Here is a 22,692-nt window from a genome sequence, read left to right as displayed (position 1 = left end):
TGCCATGCACACCCCTACCGTCACCGAAGTCCGCGTCATTCCGGTCGCCGGGCGCGACGGCATGCTGCTCAACCTGAGCGGCGCGCACGCCCCGTTCTTCACGCGCAACCTGCTCATCCTCACCGACAGTGCCGGGCGCACCGGGGTCGGCGAAGTGCCGGGCGGCGAAAAGATCCGGCAGGCCCTGGAAGATGTCCGGCCCCTGCTCGTCGGGCAGCCGGTGGGCAACCACCTGGCGCTGCTGCAGCAGGTGCAGGCCGCGCTCGCAGGGCGCGACAGCGGCGGACGCGGCCTGCAGACGTTCGACCTGCGCATCGCCATCCACGCCGTCACCGCCGTGGAGTCGGCCTTGCTCGACTTGCTGGGCCAGCACCTGGGCGTGCCGGTGGCCGCACTGCTCGGAGAAGGCCAGCAGCGCGACCGCGTGGAAATGCTCGGCTACCTGTTCTTCGTGGGCGATGCCGGCCAAACCGATCTGCCCTACGTGCGCGCCCAGGATGTGGATGCCACCGAGAGCGACTGGAGCCGCGTGCGCCATCTGCAGGCCCTCACGCCCGAGACCATCGTGCGCCAGGCCGAGGCCGCCCACGCACGCTATGGTTTCAACGACTTCAAGCTCAAGGGAGGCGTGCTGCGCGGCGAGGACGAAGTCCTGGCCATTCGGGCGCTGCATGAGCGCTTTCCCAAGGCGCGCGTCACCCTCGATCCCAACGGCGGCTGGCTGCTCAAGGACGCCGTTCGCCTGTGCCGGGACCTGCACGGCGTGCTTGCCTATGCGGAAGACCCCTGCGGTGCCGAAGACGGCTTTTCGGGCCGCGAGATCATGGCCGAGTTCCGCCGCGCCACCGGGTTGCCCACGGCCACCAACATGGTGGCCACCGACTGGCGCCAGATGGTGCATGCGCTCTCGCTCCAGTCGGTCGACATTCCACTGGCCGACCCGCACTTCTGGACCATGGCCGGCTCGGTGCGCGTGGCCCAGACCTGCCGCGACTGGGGCCTGACCTGGGGTTCGCACTCCAACAACCATTTCGACGTGTCGCTGGCCATGTTCACGCATGTGGCGGCCGCGGCCCCGGGCAAGGTCACGGCCATCGACACCCACTGGATCTGGCAGGATGGCCAGGGCCTGACACAATCGCCGCTGCAGATCGTGGACGGGCATGTGACCGTGCCGACCACCCCGGGCCTGGGCGTTCAGCTCGACATGGCGGCCGTGGAGCGCGCGCACCAGCTCTATCTCCAGCATGGGCTGGGCGCACGCGACGACAGCATCGCGATGCAGTACCTTCACGCCGGCTGGAAGTTCGATCCCAAGCGCCCTTGCCTCGTTCGCTGACCCGCAAGGCTGGCCTAAACTGCTGTCATGCCTTTTTCACACGCATGGCCTGACAACACCGCCCGAAGCCTGCTGCCCTGGATCTTTTTGGGAGCAACAGCCGGCTGCGGCGCGCAGACCCGTGATGTCACCGGTGAAATCGCCGTCAGCAGCGACCTCACCGAACGGGGTTTCCAGACGCCCATCAAGCGCCCCATCGTCCAGGGGCTGCTCACGCTCTACGATGCGACGGGATGGTCGGCCGGCGCCGTGCTGGGAATGCAGACCAACGGCCGCCGCTATGGCCGGGCGATCGTCCGCCTCGCCTACGACGGTGTGCTGTCCAATGACTGGCAGTACCAAGCCGTTACCCAGTACTACGCCTATCCGGACAACCCCACCGCCCAGTTGCTGGACCGGCTGGAAACGGCCCTGAGCTTCAGCTATCGCGATCTGATCACGGCAGGTGCGTCGGTATTTCGATATCCCCACACCCGGGATGCCGCCCGGCCCATGCGGTGGGCCGTGGATCTGGGCGGTCGGCTACCGATCGACGAGCAATTTTCCTTGACGGGCACCATCGGCCTGGCCGAGGTCCGCCCGCAAGACCGTTATGCGTATGGCAGCGTCGGCGCCGCCTGGCGCCAGGGCCCCTGGCGCGCCTCACTCAGCTATTTGGCAACCGACAGTCGGGCCCGCCCGTTGTCCCCCGGCAACACTGCAGGCCACTGGTCGTTCATGTGGGCCCGTTCTTTTTGAAGCATCCGCAACCTTTTGGTGCATTGCAGGCACACACGTCGCAAGATTCCACCTTCCACGACGCTCATCCGCCCGCTTCTACGCCATGGCTGCCCTCTCCTTTCCCGACGATTCAGCCGATCTCGAACTGCTGCATGGCATCGCGTCCGGCGATCGCGCGGCCCTGGCAGCACTGTACCGGGCGTACCACCGCCGGCTCTGCCAGTTTCTGACTCGCCTGACCCGCCGGTCCGACCTGATCGAAGAGGTCATCAACGATTGCTTCTGGATCGTCTGGCAAAAAGCGGGCAGTTTCCGTGAAGAGTCGAAAGTCTCCACTTGGATCATGGGCATCGCCTATCGCTGCGGGCTCAAGGCCCTGCGGCAGGACGGGGGAACGGACATGCTCTCCATTGCGGACGACGATCTGGAAGTCCAGCCCAATCTGGCCACTGACCCCGGCGAAGCGAGGGAACTGCGCAACTGGCTGGACAAGGGCATGGAGCGGCTCTCGGTGGACCAGCGGCTGGTACTGGAACTGGCCTATGCCGGCGGGCATTCGCTGGAAGAAATCGCCGTCATCACCCAGTCACCCGTCGGAACCGTCAAAGCGCGCATGTTCCACGCGCGAGTGAAGCTGCGCAACTTGCTGCCGGCCTTGGCCACCCGCAGCACCGCTCAATAGGATTGCACCATGCCCTCCCGTTTTCCTGATTCCCCAAGCCAGGACCGCTCCCATCTACTGACCCAGGAAGCCCTGCCCTGGATCGTCAATGGCCGTGCCAGCGATGAGCAGCGTGCGGAAGTGGAAAAGCACCTGGCACAGTGCGCCGACTGCCGGGACGAACTCCAGACGCAGCAGCAGGTGCAGGCCGCCATGGCATTGGCCCCCACGCGCATGCCCGATGAACAGGCGGGCCTGGCCAAACTGCTGGAGCGCATCGAAATGGACGCCCTTTGCGATCAACCGCTGCCTAAACCCATGGCAGGTGCACGCCGGCACGGTGGCCGGCTCACCTATGCACTGGCCACCTTCGCCGTCTTGCAAGCCGTTGCCTTGGCCTTCATGGGACATCGCTTGTCCGAACAGGAACCATCGGCGTTCCAGACATTGAGCAGCCCCCCAGCCCCGGGCACTGCGGCCGCTGGCCAGCCAAACGCCATCCGCGTCGTTCCCGATGGACGCATCACGCTGGCAGACTGGAAGGCGTTGCTGGATTCGCTGAACCTGCAGGTGGTCAGTGGCCCCAACGCGATGGGGGCTTATGCGGTGTCTGCGAAAGACATGCGCCAATCAAATACCCAGGCCCTGGAGCGGCTGCGCAGCACCCCGGGAATGCAGATGGTCGAACCCATCGGAGGCCCGCCATGACCACCCGTCTTCTGACTGCGGCCTTGCTGCTGGCATGCACACTGTCCGGTTGCAGCAGCGTGCCGGCGGACCCCCCTCCCGACGCTAGGACGCTGCAGCCCTCCGGTGAGGCGGGCATGCGTGCCGACAGCACCCGCTACATCATCGTGGCGGTTCCCAATCCGCTGGAACATGTACCGGGCCGCGCGGGCACCAGCCTTTCCAGCTACGGCGCCCCGCCGCGCTACACCATGGGCAACCGCGCGGCAAGGACAGTCCAGGCCATCGCCGTGGACTACGGCCTGCGGGAAGTGACTGCCTGGCCAATCCCGCCGATGAATGCGCACTGCGTGGTGTTCGAGATCAGCGCCACCGCGTCCCGCGACGCGCTGCTGCACGCGCTTTCGCGCGATGCCCGCGTGCAACTGGCGCAGCCCCTGCAGGACTTTTCGGTCAACGCAAGCCCCGAGCCGGAGACTTCGGCCGTGGCCTACAACGACCCCTACATGCCCTTGCAACAGGGCTTTGTGGACATGCAGGTGGCACGGGCGCACAAGCTCAGCACCGGCAAAGGAGCGCACATTGCCGTGATAGACACGGGCGCGCAGACGGAGCATCCGGAGTTGCGCGGGCAGATCGATGCCGCCTACAACCTCGTCGATGAAAATGCCGCGGGCTTTCAGCAAGATCAGCACGGTACCCAGGTCGCGGGCATCATCGCCGCGGCGGGCAACAACCTGCAGGGAATCGTCGGTGTCGCACCCGAGGCAAAGGTGAGCCTCTACAAAGCCTGCTGGTATCCGGCACATCAGCCAGCAGCCGGCGCACGCTGCAATTCGTTCACTCTCGCCAAGGCGCTCGTGGCCGTGATGTCGTCCGATGCGCGCACCATCAACATGAGCCTGGGAGGCCCTGAGGATCCGTTGCTCGGCACGCTGCTGGGCCAACTGGTCAAACAGGGCCGTGCGGTGGTCGCCGCGCTTCCGTCCAACGGAGAGCGCACGGGTTTTCCTGCCGGCGTGCCCGGCGTGATCGTCGTGGGAATGGCCGACAACGCCAATCTGGCGGCCAAGGGTGTTCTGGCTGCGCCCGGAAAAGACGTGCTCACGCTGCAGCCCCAGGGGCGTTACGACTTCGCCACAGGCTCTTCGATGGCTGCGGCCCACGTGAGCGGGATGATTGCATTGCTCCAATCCAGCGCCCCGCAACTCGACCTCACGACCATTAAGAACCTCCTGCTGGAGAGCGAAAAAAGTGTGGGCAGGCCATGGATGGTCAATGCCGAGCGGGCGCTGGAATCCCTGCCGAACCAAGGCCAGCGGCTGGCAAAACGCTGACCAGCCACCGACCAGCCATTCATCTGCCAGAAACGCGCCCTGGCCAAAAGAAAACCCTCCAAATCCGGACAGGACTTCGAGGGTTTCCGCACCAGTAAGCCGATGCCTCTCGGCACCCGCCCAAGTGATTACATGTTGTCGATCATGACCTGGCCAAAGCCAGAGCAGCTCACTTGCGTCGCGCCTTCCATGAGACGGGCGAAGTCATAGGTGACCTTCTTGCTGGCGATCGACTTCTCGATGGACCGGATGATCAGGTCGGAAGCTTCCGTCCAGCCCATGTGACGCAGCATCATTTCGGCCGACAGGATTTCAGAGCCGGGATTCACATAGTCCTTGCCAGCATACTTCGGCGCGGTGCCGTGCGTGGCTTCGAACATCGCCACCGTATCGGACAGATTGGCGCCAGGAGCGATGCCAATGCCGCCCACCTGGGCCGCCAGCGCGTCAGAGATGTAATCGCCGTTCAGGTTGAGCGTGGCCACCACGCTGTACTCGGCGGGGCGCAACAGGATCTGCTGCAGGAAGGCGTCCGCAATGCTGTCCTTGATGGTGATGTCCTTGCCCGTCTTGGGGTTCTTGAACTTCATCCAGGGGCCGCCGTCGATCAGCTCGGCACCGAATTCCTTTGCCGCCAGCGCGTAGGCCCAGTCACGGAAGCCACCTTCGGTGAACTTCATGATGTTGCCCTTGTGCACGATGGTCACGCTGGGCTTGTCATTGTCGATGGCATACTGGATCGCCTTGCGCACCAGTCGCTCGGTGCCTTGGCGGGACACGGGTTTGACACCAATGCCGGAAGTGTCGGGAAAACGGATTTTCTTGACGCCGAACTCTTCCTGCAGGATCTTGATGAGCTTTTTGGCCTTTTCGGACTCGGCTTCAAACTCGATCCCGGCGTAGATGTCTTCCGAGTTCTCGCGGAAAATCACCATGTTGGTCTTTTCGGGCTCCTTGACCGGCGAGGGCACGCCCTTGAAGTACTGGATGGGGCGCAGACAGACATACAGGTCCAACTCCTGGCGCAGCGCGACGTTCAGCGAACGGATGCCACCGCCCACGGGCGTGGTCAACGGGCCCTTGATGGACACCACGTAGTCGCGCACGGCATGCAGCGTCTCTTCCGGCAGCCACACGTCGGGGCCGTAGACCTTGGTTGACTTTTCGCCAGCGAACACTTCCATCCAGTGGATCTTCTTCTTACCACCATAGGCCTTTGCCACAGCAGCGTCCACGACCTTGAGCATCACGGGCGTGATATCGAAACCAGTGCCGTCGCCCTCGATGTACGGAATGATGGGCTGATCCGGCACGTTCAATGACATGTCGGCATTGACGGTGATTTTCTGGCCTTCGGCTGGCACCTTGATGTGCTGGTAGCTGCTCATTGAACGGGTCTCTCCGGTGAAACGATGAAGGGGCTTCAGCTGGTTAGGCAAACGCGGTACAGCCAGCAATTCTAAGCCTTAAAAAAATCACATATTTCCTGTCAACGGCCCCCGTGACGGCGCCGTTGTGGAGGTGCTTCGCGGCACTTCGCGCGGCTCCCATCCGAACCTCTTCAAGGAATTGGCATATATGAAAAAACTCCTCGCTGTCCTGGTTGCTGGTCTGTTCGCCGCTGGTGCTTTTGCACAAGGCGCAACGCCAGCCGCACCGGCAACCCCCGCCGTGACTTCCGCCCCCAGCGCCGAGCCAGCCGCCCCCGCCCCCAAGGCGCACGCCAAGGCCAAGGCCAAGAAGCCTGCAGCCCACAAGGTCGCCCACAAGAAGGCCACCAAGAAGCACGCCAAGACGGCTGCCTAAAGAGTAAGCACCATCGTCGGCAAGGCCTTCAGCCCGCGCCGACGCCCTCAAAAAAAGCCCGCCTCCGCGGGCTTTTTTGCCTTGGCTGCTACCCTTTCGATTCCCATTGCATTTATGGAAAGCCGGATGATGAAATCCTTTCTCGTGCGCGCGGCGGACGGCTCTGAAAAAGCCCTTGCCCCGCTTTTGGCTGCGCTCGTCCTCTCCGTCTGTACGGCGGCAGGCGCCCAGGAGTCACCCCAGATGAACCTGCAGCGCGTTGAACTGGGTGCCGGCATGCACCGCATCGACGCGCAGGTCGCGGTGTCTCCGCAAGAGCGGCAGATCGGCCTCATGCATCGCAAGGAGATGCCCCAGCAGGAAGGCATGCTGTTCGTGTTCGAAGCGCCTGCCGTCCAGTGCTTCTGGATGAAAAACACGATCCTGCCCTTGACCGCCGCTTTCGTCGCGGACGACGGCACCATCGTCAATCTGGCGGACATGAAGCCGCAGACCGAGGACTCGCACTGCTCGGAGAAGCCGGTGCGTTACGTGCTGGAAATGAACCAGGGCTGGTTCTCGAAAAAGGGAATCAAGGCGGGCTTCAAACTGTCCGGCACGCCCTTTGCCCGCCGCTGACCGGCGGAGCACGCCCGCAAGCCTGCCCTTACGGACAGGGGACATGCCAAAACAAAAACGGCCCAAAAGGGCCGTTTTTTATTGGGCGCGGAACGCTCAGGCGAAGTTGCTTTCGGCAAATTTCCAGTTCACCAGTTTGTCGAAGAAGGTTTCGACGAACTTGGGGCGCAGGTTGCGGTAATCGATGTAGTACGCGTGCTCCCACACGTCGACCGTCAGCAGGGCCTTGTCGGCCGTGGTCAACGGGGTGCCGGCCGCGCCGGTGTTCACGATATCGACGCTGCCGTCGGCCTTCTTCACGAGCCACGTCCAGCCAGAGCCGAAGTTGCCCACGGCACTCTTCACGAAAGCTTCCTTGAAGGCGGCATAGCTGCCCCACTTGGCGTTGATGGCATTGGCCAGGGCGCCGGACGGCTCGCCGCCGCCGCTGGGAGCCATGCAATTCCAGAAGAAGGTGTGATTCCAGATCTGGGCTGCGTTGTTGTAGATGCCGCCACTGGACTTCTTCACGATTTCCTCAAGCGTCATGCTCTCGAATTCCGTGCCCTTTTGCAGATTGTTCAGGTTTACCACGTAGGCGTTGTGGTGCTTGCCGTGATGGTATTCCAGGGTTTCCTGGCTGTAGTGAGGCGCCAGTGCGTCGATCGCATAGGGCAACGGTGGCAGGGTATGTTCCATGGTGCAGTCCTTCGTGGGTTGAAATTCTTGGAATGGGACCGCTGCCCTCCAGGGGCTGGCGCGGTCCGAACGGGCATTGTAGAAAGTAATAGCAGCGCCTGCTGTAGGCGAGGGCCAATGGCAGAAAAAGCGCCCCAACCGCTCCATTCACAGCAACCGTCGCGGTGGCACCTGCAGATCGATCTCACCATCGGTCACCGCCGCCCGGACGGCGTCGCCTGGCTGCACCTGGGCCACCTTCGTCACCGGCTGGCCTTGCGCATCGGTGAGCAGTGCATAGCCCCGCTGCAGGACGAGATGCGGATCCAGCAACTGCAGGCGCAGCGCCGCACGGTCCAGCCGCTCGGACTGGCGGCCCATTCGCCGCTGGAGCATTTGCGGCAACTGTGCCTCCAGCGCTTGCTGCTGCTGAGTCAGGCGCTGCATTTTCAGTAGCACACTGTGGCGCATGCGCTCCGCCAGCCGTGCCAGACGCGTCTGCTGGCGCGCCGCCAGGCCGGAAGGCCGTCCCAGGCGCTGGGCCACCAGGTCCAGGCGTTGATGGCGCACATCGAACTGCGCCTGAACACCGTCCGACAAGCGATCGGCCAACAGATCGATGGCGCCCAGCCAGACGGCCCGTGGCTGGGAGATGAGTTCAGCGGCGGCGGTCGGCGTCGGTGCGCGCAGATCGGCGCAAAAATCGGCAATCGTGAAGTCGGTTTCGTGCCCGACACCGCAAACCAACGGCACCGGACTCTGGACGATGGTGCGAGCCAACTGCTCGTCATTGAATGCCCACAGGTCCTCCATGGACCCACCGCCCCGCACCAGAAGGATGACATCGATGGTGCACGGGGGCTGGCGGGACGGCGTGCCCTGCGCCCCGTTGCCCGCGTCCACCAGTGCGTAGAGCTTGGACAGCGCGGCCCGCATCGACGCCGGCGCATTGGCGCCCTGCACCAGCGCAGGCACCAGCGTGACCGGAATGTGCGGCACGCGCCGGCGCAGGGCGGTCACCACGTCGTGCAGGGCCGCCGCGCCCGGGGAAGTGACCAGGCCGATGCCACGCGGCATCAAAGGCAAGGGCCGCTTTCGCGCGCTGTCGAAAAGCCCTTCGGCCTCCAGTTGCGACTTCAGCCGCATGAACTGCTCGAACAAGGCACCCTGGCCGGCCCGCTGCATGCTTTCGACGATGAGCTGCAGATCGCCGCGCGCCTCGTACACCCCCAGGCGGCCGCGCAACTCGACCAGTTCCCCGTCCCGCGGAGCGAAGTCGAGCAACAGGGCGGCACGGCGGAACATGGCGCAGCGGATCTGGCCCTGGCCGTCCTTGATCGTGAAATAGCAATGCCCGCTGGACGCGCGCGAAAAGCCCGTGATCTCGCCCTGCACGGCCACGGGATTGAACCGGGCCTCCAGGGTGTCAGCAATGGCGCGGCATAGCGCCCCAACCTGCCAGATACGTGGCGCCGTTGCGAGGTTCATGGCCTCAGACACCGATGGAGCAAGGGATTGCAGGCCATTGCCAGGAGGCACTAGTCCACAGCGCGCGAGGATGGCTGATTGGCCCTGTACACAGGCGCCCATCCCTGCGCATCGCTAGCAGATACGTGCAACCCCTTGATTTCAAACGTTTTTTTGGTGCGTTATTTTTCATCAATCTGTCAAATTCACGGGCTGGAGCCGCTTGGCGGGCCATCGCAGCCCGGTTGCCCACAAAGTTATCCACAGAAAATGTGGGTGACGACAGGGGATGCGAAGGTGCAGAACGCGCCGGGCAGCCCGGCCGTTTTCCGCCACGGACCACCACGTCAACTGGGCCATAATCGCGGATTGCTTCCATCTGCGCGGAGAGAGAATTGCTGTCGATCATACAAGCCGCAGGCTGGCCGATCTGGCCTTTGATAGCCTGCTCCGTCCTGGCGCTGGCACTCGTCGTGGAGCGCTTCATCGCCCTTAAAACCGCCCGGGTCGCACCTCCCAAGCTGCTGGATGAAGCGATCACCGTGTCGTCCCGCTCCGTTCCCACGCCCGATGTGGTGAACCAGTTGGCGCAGAACTCCGCGTTGGGTGAGGTGCTGGCCAGCGGCCTGCGCATGCTCAACAGCAATCCGCAAAGCACCGAGGCCGACGTGCGCACTGCGATGGAGAGTTCCGGCCGGGCCGTGGCGCACCGCCTCGAAAAATACCTCAGTGCGTTGGCCACCATCGCGTCCGCCGCCCCGTTGCTGGGCCTGCTGGGCACGGTGATCGGCATGATCGAGATTTTCGGCTCCCAAGCGGGGGCCGGTCAGTCCGGCGGCGGCAACCCGGCCCAGTTGGCACAGGGCATTTCCATTGCGCTGTATAACACGGCGTTCGGCCTGATCGTGGCCATTCCGGCGCTGATCTTCTGGCGGTACTTCCGCAGCCGCGTGGATGCCTATCTGCTGACCCTCGAATTGGCCTCCGAGCAGTTCGTGCGGCACATCAGCCGGCTTCGCAAGTGAATCATGGCCCACACCCCATCGGCTGAACGGACATGAACTTTCGCTCCCGACCCACCGAAGCGCCGGAAATCAACCTGATTCCGTTCATCGACGTGCTGCTCGTGGTGCTCATCTTCCTGATGCTGTCCACCACCTACAGCAAGTTCACCGAACTGCAACTGACCCTGCCCGTGGCCGATGCCGAGCAGCAGCGCGATCACCCCAAGGAAGTGATCGTGGCCGTCGCCGCAGATGGCCGCTATGCCATCAACAAGCTGGCGGTCGAGGGCAAGAGCGTGGACGTGGTGGCCCAGGCATTGGCCGCGGCGGCCAGCGCCGGCAAGGACAGCGTCGTCATCATCAGTGCCGACGCCAATTCGCCGCACCAGGCCGTGGTCACCGTCATGGAAGCCGCGCGCCGCGTGGGCCTGTCGCAGATCACCTTCGCCACCCAGTCCACGGCCAGCGCCGGCAAGTAGTCGCGATGGCTGCCGCCGGGCCGCAGCCGCCCTCTGCGTCCTCTTCCACCGCCCCCCATGCCCAGGCACCCACCCTGCAAGCGGCCTGGAAACGGCGTGGGCCGCTGGCTTGGGCGCTGTGGCCGTTGTCCTGTCTGTATCGGATCGCTGTAGCCATTCGGCGAGCGCTTTATCGGCTGGGCGTCCTGCGCGCCGAGCGCGTGGCGGTGCCGGTGATCGTCGTGGGCAACGTGATCGCCGGAGGGGCGGGCAAGACCCCGGTCACGCAGGCCATCGTGCGACATCTGGTGGCGCGCGGATGGCAGCCTGGCGTGGTGTCGCGCGGCTACGGGCGGTCCACCGACGACTGCCGCGAAGTGTGCGCGGACAGCCGCGCGACCGAAGTGGGCGACGAGCCTTTGCTGATCGCAAAGCGCACGGGCGTTCCCGTGTTCGTGGCGCGGCACCGGGCGCAGGCGGCGCGCGCACTGCTGGCACAGCATCCCCGCACCGATGTGATCGTTTGCGACGACGGCCTGCAGCATCTGGCGCTGGCCCGCGACATCGAAATCTGCGTATTCAACGACGACGGCGTGGGCAACGGATTCCTCCTGCCGGCCGGACCGCTGCGCGAACCCTGGCCACGCCAGGTCGACTGCGTGCTCCATGCCGGACGGGCTCCGGCCGGCGCATCGCCGGCGTTCTCCCTGAGACGCTCGCTCGGGCCGGACGCCATGCGTGCGGACGGCAGCACCGAGCCCCTGGCGCAGTGGCGCGGCCGGCCCTTGCACGCCGTGGCCGCCATCGCCAGGCCACAGGAATTCTTTGCCATGCTGCGGGCAAGAGGACTCACGCTGCAGCAGACCACCGCCTTGCCCGATCACTATGATTTTGATAGCTGGAAAGACAATCAAGACGCCGGCATGACGCTGGTTTGCACCGAAAAGGACGCCACCAAGCTGTGGCGACTCCACCCCCAGGCGCTGGCCGTGCCGCTGCACCTGGAAATCGACAGCGCTTTTTTCTCCCTGCTGGACGAGCGGTTGCGGGCTGCCGCACGCCGCTCGCTATCATCGCCCTCCGACTGACCCCGAAGCCACTACCGCCATGGATCCCAAACTGCTCGAACTGCTGGTCTGCCCCGTCACCAAGGGCTCGCTCACTTTCAACCGGGAGCGGCAGGAACTGGTGTCGCGCAGCGCCCGCCTGGCCTACCCGGTGCGCGACGGCATTCCGGTGCTGCTCGAAAACGAAGCACGCACCCTGACGGACGAGGAGCTGGAGGCGTGACCGCGCCCGCCACGCCTTTCACCATCCTGATACCGGCGCGGCTGGCCTCCACGCGGCTGCCCGACAAGCCGCTGGCCGACATCGCCGGGCTGCCCATGGTGGTGCGCGTGGCGCAACGCGCGGCGCAAAGCCAGGCCACGCGCGTCATCGTGGCGGCGGACGATGCCCGCATCCTCGCGGCCTGCCAGGCGCATGGCGTGCAGGCCCTGCTCACGCGGCCCGACCATCCGAGCGGCAGCGACCGCCTGGCCGAGGCCTGCGAACAGCTGGGCCTGGCAGGCGACGACATCGTGGTGAACGTGCAGGGCGACGAGCCGCTGATCGACCCCGCGCTGATCGATGCCGTGGCCGCCCTGCTGCCGGCCCGCACGGACGCCAGCATGGGGACCGCCGCCCATGCCATCGGCACGCTGGCCGACTACACCAACCCCCATGTCGTGAAGGTCGTGCTCGATGCGCGCGGTCTCGCGCACTACTTCAGCCGGGCGCCCATTCCGCATGCACGCGACCATGCCGACGCTGCCTGGTGGACGCAGGGGCCCGATGGCGCGGCCACCGGCGTGCCGCCAGGGTATGCGCCGCTGCGCCACATCGGCCTCTACAGCTACCGCGCCGCATTCCTTCGGCAGTTTCCGGCCCTGCCGCCCGCGCCCACTGAAGCGGTCGAGGCACTGGAGCAGTTGCGGGCGCTGTGGCACGGCCACCGCATCGCCGTGCATGTGACCGCTTCGGCACCCGGCCCCGGCGTGGACACCCCCCAGGATCTGGAACGCGTGCGAGCGCTGTTTTCTTAGCGTTTTCAGAGTCCCCGCCGTGTCAGGAAAGCGCGTGGACCCGCGTGCTATCCTTGCCCGCGATCAGAGCGCCGCATCCCGGGCCGGAGGCAAGCCCGTGGCCAGTGGCGCCAGCCGAATTCAACACTTAGAGGACATCCATGAGACTGATTCTTTTGGGCGCACCCGGCGCCGGAAAGGGCACGCAGGCCGCATTCATTTGCCAGAAATACGGTATTCCGCAAATCTCCACCGGTGACATGCTGCGCGCCGCCGTCAAGGCAGGCACGCCGCTGGGGCAGCAGGCCAAGGCCGTCATGGATGCGGGGGCGCTGGTCAGCGACGACCTCATCATCAATCTCGTGAAAGAGCGCATCGCACAGCCCGACTGCACGTCCGGCTTCCTGTTCGACGGATTTCCCCGCACCATCCCGCAGGCCGACGCCATGAAGGCCGCGGGCGTCAAGCTCGACTATGTGCTCGAGATCGACGTGCCCTTCGATGCCATCATCGAACGCATGAGCGGCCGCCGCTCCCACCCGGCCAGCGGTCGCACGTACCACGTCAAGTTCAACCCGCCCAAGGTGGAAGGCAAGGACGACGTGACCGGCGAAGACCTCATCCAGCGCGAAGACGACAAGGAGGCCACCGTCAAGAAGCGCCTGGATGTGTACAGCGCCCAGACCCGTCCGCTGGTGGAGTACTACTCCAGCTGGGCCAAGGCCGATCCGGCCGGCGCTCCCAAATACCGCGCCATCAGCGGCACGGGCAGCGTGGAAGAGATCACCCAGCGCGCGCTGGCCGCACTGGCCGGCTGATTGCCGACTGAACCCGCACGGCACCTCGGCCGTGCCTGGAACGCCCCGCCCTCTGCGGGGCGTTGCCATTTCAGGGGCGCCGAGGCCGGGCGAGCAGATCGAGCAGCAGGCTGATGCGGGCCTTCACCGGGCTCAACCCCTCCGAGTGGGGCAAGGCGTCCCCCGGCTTGGGCAGCACCCGGCCCAGCGGGCAGCGGGTGGCCACGCGCACTTCCACACCGCTCTCGTGCGCGCGCTCCAGCGCCTTGGCCAGGGCATGGTGCAGCGTGCCGTTGCCCGTCGCCGCCACCACGAGGCCATCCACGCCGTCCAGCACCAGCAGGTCGACGATGCGGCCGTCGGCGCCGACGTGGTTCATGAGCACCTCCACCCGCGGCCACAGGTAAGTGTTGGCGATGTGGTGAAGCGCATCCAATCGCGGAACCGAAGGGGCCGGCCAGCCATGGGCCAGGCGAACCGCGCCCTCCTCCACCCAGCCCAGCGGCCCGGCGTCTCCTGAACTGAAGGCATCCACGCGATAGGGGTGCACTTTCTGCACGTCGCGCGCGGTGTGGATCGTGCCTGCCACCACCGCCAGCACCCCGCGCGCCCCGGGCGTGGCCGCTACCGCCACCGCATCGAGCAGATTCTGCGGACCGTCCGGCGCGATCGCCGTTGCCGGCCGCATGGCGCAGGCCAGCACCACGGGGCGTTCGGCAGTGTCCAGGACCGAGTCCAGGAACCACGCCGTCTCCTCCAGCGTGTCGGTGCCGTGCGTGACCACCACCCCGCGCACATCGGGATCGGCCAGCAACTGCGTGCAGCGGTGGGCCAGTTGCCGCCATACGGCGAAATCCATGTCCTTGCTGTCGATCTGCGCGATCTGCTCGGCTTCGATCCGGCCACGGGCCGCCTGCGCCAGCCCAGGAATCGCCTCCAGCAACTGCCCCACGCTCACCTGACCGGCGGTATAGCCGATGTTGTCTCCGGCCTTGGCGGCCTTGCCCGCGATGGTTCCGCCGGTGCCCAGCACCACGATTTTTCCTGTGCCCACTTGCACGCTCCAAAAAACTGGTTAAAAATACAGTGACTGGATTAAAAAACAGGCCTCTACCTGCCTATCCGTTCAGCACCGGAGTCACTCATGTTCGACAGTCCCAAGCTCACCGCCCGCCAGCAGCAGATCCTCGATCTGATCCAGACCGCCATCTCCCGCACCGGCGCGCCCCCCACCCGGGCGGAAATCGCCGCCGAGTTCGGCTTCAAGTCCGCCAATGCGGCCGAAGAGCACCTGCAAGCCCTGGCCCGCAAGGGCGTCATCGAACTGGTCAGCGGCACATCGCGCGGCATCCGGCTGCGCAGCGACACGGTGCGCTCCATCAATGCCGCCCGCGGCACCCAGTTCAACCTGCCCATGCCGGGCCTGTCGCAGCTGTCGCTTCCCCTGGTGGGGCGGGTGGCGGCAGGGTCGCCCATTCTCGCGCAGGAACACGTCGACCAAACCTACAGCGTGGAGGGCAGCCTGTTCCAGCACAAGCCGGATTACCTGCTCAAGGTGCGCGGCATGTCCATGCGCGATGCGGGCATCATGGACGGCGACCTGCTCGCCGTGCAATCCACCCGCGAGGCGCGCAACGGCCAGATCATCGTGGCCCGGCTGGGCGACGACGTCACCGTCAAGCGCCTGCGCCGCACGGCCACCGCCATCGAGCTGCTGCCCGAAAACCCCGACTACCCCGTCATCACCGTGCATCCGGGCGAGCCTTTCGAAATCGAAGGGCTCGCAGTGGGCCTGATCCGCAACACCATGCTGATGTAGCCCGCTGCACACCGCCGCAGGTGGCGGGCGTCTGGCGGCCAGGGGCAAGAAGCCCTGGTCAGCCAACCCTGCGGCAGTGTGTTTTTCCTCGGCAATCCTGCCTGTGTTCAACCCCCTCGCACTTCGCTGGAGTTTTCACATGGGATTTGCCCTGCTCGCTTTTTCTTCCTTTTCGCAACCGCTGAATGCTTTGGCGCGGTGGCTGCGCGCGCCCGCCTGCCGCCCTCCGCGCCAGGACCGCAGGGCCGTCGCAGGCCAGCCAGGCGGCGGCGCCAGCGGCAGAGGCACGGTGCATGCCGTGGCCCCAGGCCTCCATGCCGACGCCATCAGCCCGTCCGCCACGCGGCCGGCTGCCATCGAACCGCTGCCATGCACCGCCTTGGAAAGTGCGGCGGCAGAGGGCCTGCCGTGTCCTACAGCGCTCGCCCCCCTGCCACGGCGCTTCGTGGTGGTTCGGCCGCGGCAGGCACCGCCCGACCAGCCCTTTTCAGCATGTCCCCCCACACTGGCGACAACCCCGTCTGCACGGTCATGGCCCAGCACCAGCGCCAATGACAGTGGGGCATTTGCGGGTTGCAGCCGCCCCCGGCCTGCTGCGCGCCCGCTGCGGGTGCTGGATCGCCGCGGCCCCGGTGCGGCGGCGCGCGTGCTGATCTCCGGCCGCATGGCCGATGTGTGCGCGGAACTGGACCGCCTCGTGCGGGCCGAGGCGGCCTTGCAGGCGCCCCATTGAGGCCGCACATCCCAGCCGCAGCCCGGCAACCCTGAAGCACCCGGAGGTGCCTGGTGGGTGCCTGGTGGGTGCCTGGTGGGTGCCTGGTGGGTGCTCGGGGGAAGCCGCTCCGCGATGAATGGGGCCGAGCAGGGTTGGGCAAGTCTTCCACCATGGGTCCCCGTGCCCCGCCGCCCACCGTGCCGATGTCGATGCGAAGCGCCGCGCAGCCTGGCTGCCGGCCTCAACTGTTGAGTTGCGCCCAGAGCTTGTCCAACCGCTTCACGCTCACCGGCTGCGGGGTTCGCAGCTCCTGGGCGAAAAAGCTCACCCGCAACTCTTCCAGCAGCCAGCGCAGCTCCTGCATGCGTGCATCCACCGCGCCCTTGCGTTCGGCCACCAGGCGCCAGTAGCGCTGCTCCTGCGGGCGCAGTTCGGCCAGCTTGGTGGCGTCGCGCGCCGGATCGGCGCGGTATTTGTCCAGCCGCAGCGTGATCGCCTTGAGGTAGCGGGCAAAATGCGCCAGTTGCGCCCACGGTGCCGCAGCCAGGAACGCCTTGGGCATGAGGCGCTGCAACTGCTGCTGCGCGTCCTGCACGGCTTCGGGTGCGTTCTTGGTGTCCTTGATCTTGCGCGCTGCGGCGGCGTACTCCAGCAAGATCGTGCCGGCGAGCCGCGCGACCTCGTTGGCGATCAGGGTGAGCCGGCCGCGTCCCTCGTCCACCCGGCGCTTGAACGCGGTCTCATCGGTGGGCAACGGGTCGAGCAGGAAGGCCCGGTCCAGCGCCACGTCGATGATCTGGCTGCGCAGTTCTTCCTGCGTGCCCAGCGGCATGTAGGCCACAGCCATCTTCTGCAGGTCGGGAATGTTCTTTTCCAGGTACTTGAGCGCGTCCTTGATCTGCAGCGCGAACAGACGGCGCAGGCCCGCACGGTGCCGGGCGGCGGCCAGTTCGGGCTCGTCGAACACCTCGACGGTGACGGCATCGCCACCGTCGATGAGCGCGGGAAAGCCGATCAGCGTCTGGCCGCCCTTGCGGATCTCCATCAGCTCGGGCAGCTCCCCAAAGGTCCATGCGGTGTGGCGCTGGCCGGCGGGCGCCTGCCGGGCCGAAGCGGCGGCTGGCGAGGAAGCGGCCGGCGCCGTCACCGCCGCAGGGCCGCGGCGCCCCGCTGCAGCGGGAGGCGCTTCACTTTTGATAGCAGAATGCCCTAGTACTTCTTGCGCTGGAGCCTTTTTTTGTTCAAAACCCTTGGCATCGCCGCCCAGCTTGAGCCCCGCCAGGGCCTGGAAGGCGCCACGCGCCTTCGCACCCCATTCGGCCTTGAGGGCACCCAGGTTGCGCCCATGACCGAGCTGGCGCCCGTGTTCGTCCACCACGCGGAAGTTCATGAACAGGTGCGGGCTCAGCATGTCGAGCTTGAAATCGGCCCGCTTGACGTCGAGCGAGGTCTCATCGCGCACCTGCTTGAGCAGCACCTCGACCAGGCTGCCGTGGCCGAAGCGTTCGGGCGTGCCGAGCAGCCCGGCCAGCCGGGTTGCGCTGTCGGGCAGCGGCACGAACCGGCTGCGGGGGCGCTGCGGCAGGCTCTTGAGCAGGGCCTGGATCTTGGGCTGCAGCATGCCGGGCACCAGCCATTCGCAGCGCTCGTCGCTCACCTGGTTGAGCACGAACAGCGGCACGGTGACCGTGATGCCGTCGCGCGCATCGCCCGGCTCGTGCAGGTAGCTCGCTGCGCAATCCACGCCGCCCAGCCGCACCGTGCGCGGGAAGGCATTGCCGGTGATGCCCGCGGCCTCGTGGCGCATGAGTTCTTCGCGCGTCAGCTTGAGCAGGTCGGGCTTCGACGCGCTCGCCTCGCGGTACCACGCCTCGAAGCTGTACCCGCTGCACACGTCGGCCGGCAACTGCTGGTCGTAGAAGGCATAGATCAGCTCGTCATCCACCAGCACGTCCTGTCGGCGCGACTTGTGTTCGAGCTCTTCGACCTTGGCGATGAGCTTGTGGTTGGCGGCCAGAAAAGGCAGACGGGTTTCCCACTGCCCGCCGATCAGCGCCTCGCGGATGAAGATGTCGCGCGCCGCATAAGGGTCCACCTTGCCGAAGTTCACCCGCCGGTTGTTGTAGATGACGATGCCGTACAGCGTGGCGCGCTCCAGCGCGTTGACCTCGGCCGCCTTCTTTTCCCAATGCGGGTCGAGCAGCTGCTTCTTGAGCAGGTGCCCGCCCAGTTGCTCGATCCACTGCGGCTCGATGGCCGCGATGCCCCGGCCGAAGAGGCGCGTGGTCTCCACCAGCTCGGCCGCGACGATCCAGCGCCCGGGCTTCTTGGACAGGTGCGCGCCCGGGTGCTTGTAGAACTTGATGCCGCGTGCGCCCAGGTACCAGTCGTCCTCGTCGCTCTTGACGCCGATGTTGCCCAACAACCCGGCCAGCATGGACAGGTGGATCTGCTCGTAGCTGGCAGGGCGGTCGTTGATGCGCCAGCGGTGTTCGGTCACCACGGTCAGCAATTGCGTGTGGATGTCGCGCCACTCGCGCAGTCGGCGCACGCTGATGAAGTTCTGGCGCAGCAGCGATTCGTACTGGCGGTTGCTCAGCTTGTGGGTGGGCGCAGCCGCTGCGGCCTCGGTGGCCGCCGGCGGAGCCACGGCCGCCGCGGCCATGCGCTGTGCCACGGGCAGCACGGCCTGCGAGGGCGCGCCCTTGCGCGCGGCCTGCTTTTGCATGCGCGCCGACGGCAGGGTGGGCGCGCCACCGCGCGCTTCATTGATCCACTTCCACAGCTTGAGGTAGCCGCTGAACTCGCTCTTTTCGTCGTCGAACTTGGCGTGGGCCTGGTCGGCCTGCTGCTGCGCATCCATGGGGCGGTCGCGCACGTCCTGCACGCTCAGGGCGCTGGCGATGATGAGCACCTCGTCCAGCGCCTGGCGCTCGCGCGCCTCCAGGATCATGCGGCCCACGCGCGGGTCGAGCGGCAGGCGCGACAGCTCCTGGCCCATCGGCGTGAGTTCGTTGGAGTCGTCCACCGCACCCAGCTCGCCCAGCAACTGGTAGCCGTCAGCGATCGCACGGCCCGAAGGCGCCTCGATGAAAGGGAACTGCGCCACGTCGCCCAGGTGCAGCGACTTCATGCGCAGGATGACGCCGGCCAGCGAGGACCGCAAAATTTCTGGGTCGGTGAACCGGGGCCGGCCGTTGAAGTCGGCCTCGTCGTAGAGCCGGATGCAGATGCCGTTGGCCACGCGGCCGCAGCGGCCCGCGCGCTGGTTGGCGGCGGCCTGGCTGACGGGCTCGACCATCAGCTGTTCCACCTTGCTGCGGAAGCTGTAGCGCTTCACGCGCGCGGTGCCGGCGTCAATCACGTAGCGGACGCCGGGCACGGTGAGCGAGGTCTCGGCCACGTTGGTGGCCAGCACGATGCGCCGGCCCGTGTGCCCGTCGAAGATGCGGTCCTGCTCGGCCTGCGACAGCCGCGCGAACAGGGGCAGCACCTCGGCATTGCGCATCACCGGCTGGTGCGCCAGGTGCTTGCGCAGGTGGTCGGCGGCCTCGCGGATCTCGCGCTCGCCGGGCAGGAAGACGAGGATGTCGCCGCCCGCGTTGCCGGCCCACAGCTCGTCCACGCCGTCGGCGATGGCTTCGTTCAGGCCATAGTCGCGCGACTCTTCGAATGGACGCCAGCGTTGCTCGACCGGGAAGGTCCGGCCCGACACATAGATGATCGGCGCGGGAATCAGCTCCGCGCCCTGCGGCCCGGCTGCCTGCGCCGCATCGCCCTGCGGCCCCTCGCCGGACCTGGAGCGGGTCGGCAGGCGCCGCGGCAAGGCGAAGTGTTTGGCAAAGCGGTCGGCATCGATGGTGGCCGAGGTGACGACCACCTTCAGGTCGGGCCGGCGCGGCAGGATCTGCCGCAGGTAGCCCAGCAGGAAGTCGATGTTCAGGCTGCGCTCGTGCGCCTCGTCGATGATGAGCGTGTCGTAGGCCTTGAGCAGCGGGTCGGTCTGGGTCTCCGCCAGCAGGATGCCGTCCGTCATGAGCTTGACCGAGGCGTCGCGCGACAGCCGGTCCTGGAACCGCACCTTGTAGCCCACCACGTCGCCCAGTGGGGTCTGCAGCTCTTCGGCGATGCGCTTGGCCACGCTGCTGGCGGCGATGCGGCGCGGCTGCGTGTGGCCGATGAGCTGGCCTTTCTGTCCCGGCGCGGCGTTGCATTTGCCGCGCCCCAGTGCCAGCGCGATCTTGGGCAGTTGTGTGGTCTTGCCCGAGCCGGTCTCCCCGCACACGATGATGACCTGGTGCTCCCGCATCGCCGCCATGATTTCGTCGCGCCGCGCCGAGACGGGCAGCGACGGCGGGAAGGTGATGCGCAACGGCGCGCTGGGCGCCCCGGCGGTGGAGGAAGAAGGGGAAGAAGAGGAAGGCGCGGATTCGGTCATGAAGGGCTGCATTATCCGAGCCCGCCGTTGGCCCTGCACAACAAGGGCCGCCAGGGGCCGCAGCAGGCCTTGCCACGCCCGCGAAGCCGCTTCGATAATCGCGCCTTCGCTTCACCAGCGCCGCAACGAGCACCCTTGCGGCGCACCTTTCAGGAGCTGTCTTTCCATGCCTTATTTGTTCACCCCCCCTCACTGAACACGGTTCCTCGCCCCGGCTGAACCGTGTCGCTCACACACCGTTCAGCCAAGGTGGCTGCGCTCCCCCGCCCCATTCGAATGGGGGGTACGCCGCACGAAAGCCCTGGCTTGCTCAGCCGGGGCTTTTTGCTTTTCAGGAATCGCACATGAGTGCTCAGAAACGTTCCCGCGCCTTCCAGCAAGGCCGGGTCAAGGCCTTGCGCCGCATGAAGCAGCCGATGGTGCTGCACCTCGAAGCCAGCGCACCGCCGCGCAACCCGGTGGCCCGCGCGCTGGCGGCGCGCGGCACCAGCGCCGCGGCAGGCAAGCACATCCGCAGCCAGGGCGCGCAGCGCCGCGCCGACCGCATGGCGCTGCAGCGTGCCGTGCGCCGCGGCGAGGACGGCTGATTCGCCGGCGCTTACCGGGCACCAGGCCGGCAGGGCACCGTGGACCGGACCCTTTCGTGGAAAAATGGCACGACCGGGTCCGGCCCACCCCCCCTCTTCTTCTCGCTGCCCTGCGCAGCCGCACACATGCCCGCCACAGCCCTCGCCACTCCCGCCCTTGCCGAACACGCCACCCAGGCCAGAGCCACCGGGCCTGCAGACCGGCGCCGGCACGTCGTGGTGATCGGGGCCGGCATCGTGGGCACGGTGTGCGCGATCGAGATGCTGCGCTCCGGCCGCCAGGTCACGCTGCTCAACCCCCATGCCCCCGCCGGCGAAGAAGCCACCAGCTACGGCAATGCGGGCTGGCTGTCTTCCCACTCCATTCTTCCGCCCGCAGGGCCCGGCATGTGGAAGCAGGTGCCTGGCTACCTGCTGGACCCGCAAGGCCCGCTCACCGTGCGCTGGGGCTACCTGCCCCGCGCCCTGCCGTGGCTGTGGCGCTTCTTGCGCTCGGGCCGCACGCCTGCGCACGTGGCCCGCACCGCGCATGCCCTGCGCCAGTTGCTGCGCGATGCGCCGGCGCTGCATGCCCGGCTGGCCGGCGAAGCCGGCGTCCCGCATCTGGTGGCCCAGCGCGGCCTGCTGCACGCCTACCGCTCGCGGGCGGACTTCGAGGCGGATGCGCTGGGCTGGCGGCTTCGCGGCGAGGAAGGCATTGCGTTCGAGACGGTGGAAGGCACCAGCCTGCGCGCACAGGAGCCCGACCTGGCCCCGGCTTACGGCTTCGGCGTGCGCGTGGCCGAAGCCGGCCACTGCGCCAACCCCGGCGCCTACCTCGCTGCCCTGGTGGCCCATGCGCAATCCCTCGGCGCGCGCTGGGTCACGGGCCAGGCCACCGGGCTGCACATCGAGGCAGGCCGCCTGCACGCCGTGCGGACCGACCAGGGCGACCTGCCCTGCCAGGGTGCGGTCATCGCGGCGGGCGCCTATTCGCGGCCGCTGGCGCTAGCCGCCGGCGACCGTGTGTGGCTGGACACCGAGCGCGGGTACCACGCGATGCTGGACGTGCAGGCCCGCGCCGGGGAGCCCGCGCCCGCCGGCCCCCGCACCTCCACAATGGTGATGGACCGTAAGCTCATCGTGCACCAGATGGCGCACGGCCTGCGGGTGGCGGGCCAGGTGGAGATCGCCGGCCTGCACGCCGCACCCGACTGGCGCCGCGCCCGCATCCTGCTGGGACACCTGTTCGATCTGTACCCTTCGCTGCCCCGCGCCGCGCTGGAGGACGGCGCCCGCTTCTGGATGGGCCGGCGTCCGAGCACCAGCGACGGACTGCCCTGCATCGGACCCGCCAGCGCCTGCGCGGACGTCATCCATGCCTATGGCCACGGCCATGTGGGCCTGGGCGCTTCGGCCCGCACGGGACGGGTGGTGGCCCAATGCATGGACGGGCAGCCTCCCGAGATCGACCTGGCGCCGTTCCGTCCGCAGCGATGGCGACGATAATTCGGCCGCAGCGGAAAACGCCCCGCCCTCC

Annotated in this window: 22 protein-coding genes; 17 read left to right on the top strand and 5 right to left on the bottom strand. The window is 66.8% G+C overall.

Going from position 1 to position 22,692, the window contains the following annotated elements:
* Window positions 1–4 precede the first annotated feature (4 nt).
* From R1Z03_RS06660 to R1Z03_RS06640, 5 genes are all read left to right on the top strand, one after another.
* On the top strand, window positions 5–1,339 hold the full coding sequence (locus R1Z03_RS06660) for an enolase C-terminal domain-like protein (RefSeq protein ID WP_317357971.1): 1,335 nt from the start codon (window positions 5–7) through the stop codon (window positions 1,337–1,339).
* A gap of 27 nt (window positions 1,340–1,366) precedes the next feature.
* Window positions 1,367–2,077, top strand: a complete 711-nt coding sequence (locus tag R1Z03_RS06655) for a hypothetical protein (RefSeq protein ID WP_284428465.1) — start codon at window positions 1,367–1,369, stop codon at window positions 2,075–2,077.
* 85 nt (window positions 2,078–2,162) lie between these two features.
* Window positions 2,163–2,741, top strand: coding sequence for an RNA polymerase sigma factor (locus R1Z03_RS06650; protein ID WP_284428466.1), 579 nt, complete (start codon window positions 2,163–2,165; stop codon window positions 2,739–2,741).
* Window positions 2,742–2,750: 9 nt separating this feature from the next.
* The gene (locus tag R1Z03_RS06645; protein WP_284428467.1) at window positions 2,751–3,428 is read left to right on the top strand and encodes an anti-sigma factor; all 678 of its coding nucleotides are present in this window, start codon (window positions 2,751–2,753) and stop codon (window positions 3,426–3,428) included.
* Window positions 3,425–4,744 carry a S8 family serine peptidase gene (locus R1Z03_RS06640; protein ID WP_317357967.1) on the top strand — a complete coding sequence of 440 codons (1,320 nt, stop codon included), beginning with the start codon at window positions 3,425–3,427 and terminating at the stop codon, window positions 4,742–4,744. The genes R1Z03_RS06645 and R1Z03_RS06640 overlap by 4 nt, the downstream gene beginning before the upstream one ends.
* Before the next feature lie 128 nt (window positions 4,745–4,872).
* On the opposite strand, the gene icd is transcribed toward R1Z03_RS06640, so the two are convergent.
* Window positions 4,873–6,132: an NADP-dependent isocitrate dehydrogenase gene (gene icd / locus R1Z03_RS06635; protein WP_317357964.1), complete on the bottom strand. Its 1,260-nt coding sequence runs from the start codon at window positions 6,130–6,132 to the stop codon at window positions 4,873–4,875.
* A gap of 283 nt (window positions 6,133–6,415) precedes the next feature.
* On the opposite strand from icd, the gene R1Z03_RS24925 reads away from it, so the two are divergent.
* Both R1Z03_RS24925 and R1Z03_RS06625 read left to right on the top strand, forming a co-directional pair.
* On the top strand, window positions 6,416–6,550 hold the full coding sequence (locus R1Z03_RS24925) for a hypothetical protein (RefSeq protein ID WP_372588240.1): 135 nt from the start codon (window positions 6,416–6,418) through the stop codon (window positions 6,548–6,550).
* 129 nt (window positions 6,551–6,679) lie between these two features.
* Window positions 6,680–7,168 carry a DUF192 domain-containing protein gene (locus tag R1Z03_RS06625; protein ID WP_317357961.1) on the top strand — a complete coding sequence of 163 codons (489 nt, stop codon included), beginning with the start codon at window positions 6,680–6,682 and terminating at the stop codon, window positions 7,166–7,168.
* Between the two features lie 96 nt (window positions 7,169–7,264).
* Here R1Z03_RS06625 and R1Z03_RS06620 read toward each other — a convergent pair whose 3' ends face one another.
* On the bottom strand, window positions 7,265–7,846 hold the full coding sequence (locus tag R1Z03_RS06620) for a superoxide dismutase (protein ID WP_272569080.1): 582 nt from the start codon (window positions 7,844–7,846) through the stop codon (window positions 7,265–7,267).
* Window positions 7,847–7,993: 147 nt separating this feature from the next.
* Entirely contained in the window at window positions 7,994–9,313 is a 1,320-nt protein-coding gene (gene xseA, locus R1Z03_RS06615; protein ID WP_317357957.1) for an exodeoxyribonuclease VII large subunit, read from the bottom strand.
* 374 nt (window positions 9,314–9,687) lie between these two features.
* Between xseA and R1Z03_RS06610 the strand changes: the two genes are divergently transcribed.
* From R1Z03_RS06610 to adk, 6 genes are all read left to right on the top strand, one after another.
* Complete coding sequence (locus R1Z03_RS06610) at window positions 9,688–10,317, top strand: MotA/TolQ/ExbB proton channel family protein (protein WP_317357954.1); 630 nt, start codon at window positions 9,688–9,690, stop codon at window positions 10,315–10,317.
* Window positions 10,318–10,349: 32 nt separating this feature from the next.
* Window positions 10,350–10,775, top strand: coding sequence for a biopolymer transporter ExbD (locus R1Z03_RS06605; RefSeq protein ID WP_284403947.1), 426 nt, complete (start codon window positions 10,350–10,352; stop codon window positions 10,773–10,775).
* A gap of 5 nt (window positions 10,776–10,780) precedes the next feature.
* Entirely contained in the window at window positions 10,781–11,842 is a 1,062-nt protein-coding gene (lpxK, locus tag R1Z03_RS06600; protein ID WP_317357951.1) for a tetraacyldisaccharide 4'-kinase, read from the top strand.
* Window positions 11,843–11,861: 19 nt separating this feature from the next.
* Window positions 11,862–12,044 (top strand): Trm112 family protein, encoded by a 183-nt coding sequence (locus R1Z03_RS06595; RefSeq protein WP_272547767.1) that lies wholly within the window; start codon window positions 11,862–11,864, stop codon window positions 12,042–12,044.
* On the top strand, window positions 12,041–12,838 hold the full coding sequence (kdsB, locus tag R1Z03_RS06590) for a 3-deoxy-manno-octulosonate cytidylyltransferase (protein ID WP_317357947.1): 798 nt from the start codon (window positions 12,041–12,043) through the stop codon (window positions 12,836–12,838). The genes R1Z03_RS06595 and kdsB overlap by 4 nt, the downstream gene beginning before the upstream one ends.
* Window positions 12,839–12,978: 140 nt before the next feature.
* Window positions 12,979–13,635 carry an adenylate kinase gene (gene adk / locus R1Z03_RS06585; RefSeq protein ID WP_284412921.1) on the top strand — a complete coding sequence of 219 codons (657 nt, stop codon included), beginning with the start codon at window positions 12,979–12,981 and terminating at the stop codon, window positions 13,633–13,635.
* Window positions 13,636–13,705: 70 nt separating this feature from the next.
* On the opposite strand, the gene R1Z03_RS06580 is transcribed toward adk, so the two are convergent.
* Complete coding sequence (locus tag R1Z03_RS06580; RefSeq protein WP_317357944.1) at window positions 13,706–14,674, bottom strand: asparaginase; 969 nt, start codon at window positions 14,672–14,674, stop codon at window positions 13,706–13,708.
* Between the two features lie 84 nt (window positions 14,675–14,758).
* On the opposite strand from R1Z03_RS06580, the gene lexA reads away from it, so the two are divergent.
* Both lexA and R1Z03_RS06570 read left to right on the top strand, forming a co-directional pair.
* On the top strand, window positions 14,759–15,433 hold the full coding sequence (gene lexA / locus R1Z03_RS06575) for a transcriptional repressor LexA (protein ID WP_317357942.1): 675 nt from the start codon (window positions 14,759–14,761) through the stop codon (window positions 15,431–15,433).
* Window positions 15,434–16,043: 610 nt separating this feature from the next.
* On the top strand, window positions 16,044–16,166 hold the full coding sequence (locus R1Z03_RS06570; RefSeq protein WP_272569070.1) for a hypothetical protein: 123 nt from the start codon (window positions 16,044–16,046) through the stop codon (window positions 16,164–16,166).
* A 223-nt stretch (window positions 16,167–16,389) separates the two neighbouring features.
* Here R1Z03_RS06570 and hrpA read toward each other — a convergent pair whose 3' ends face one another.
* Window positions 16,390–20,586: an ATP-dependent RNA helicase HrpA gene (hrpA, locus tag R1Z03_RS06565; RefSeq protein WP_317357938.1), complete on the bottom strand. Its 4,197-nt coding sequence runs from the start codon at window positions 20,584–20,586 to the stop codon at window positions 16,390–16,392.
* 344 nt (window positions 20,587–20,930) lie between these two features.
* On the opposite strand from hrpA, the gene R1Z03_RS06560 reads away from it, so the two are divergent.
* Both R1Z03_RS06560 and R1Z03_RS06555 read left to right on the top strand, forming a co-directional pair.
* On the top strand, window positions 20,931–21,173 hold the full coding sequence (locus R1Z03_RS06560; RefSeq protein ID WP_284412915.1) for a hypothetical protein: 243 nt from the start codon (window positions 20,931–20,933) through the stop codon (window positions 21,171–21,173).
* 126 nt (window positions 21,174–21,299) lie between these two features.
* Window positions 21,300–22,661 (top strand): FAD-dependent oxidoreductase, encoded by a 1,362-nt coding sequence (locus R1Z03_RS06555; protein ID WP_317357933.1) that lies wholly within the window; start codon window positions 21,300–21,302, stop codon window positions 22,659–22,661.
* Window positions 22,662–22,692 lie beyond the last annotated feature (31 nt).

The organism is Acidovorax sp. BLS4, assembly GCF_032929295.1.
Taxonomy (GTDB): Bacteria; Pseudomonadota; Gammaproteobacteria; order Burkholderiales; family Burkholderiaceae_C; genus Paracidovorax.
Note: the sequence above shows the minus strand (reverse complement) of the source record. Positions and strands in the feature narration are given on the sequence as shown.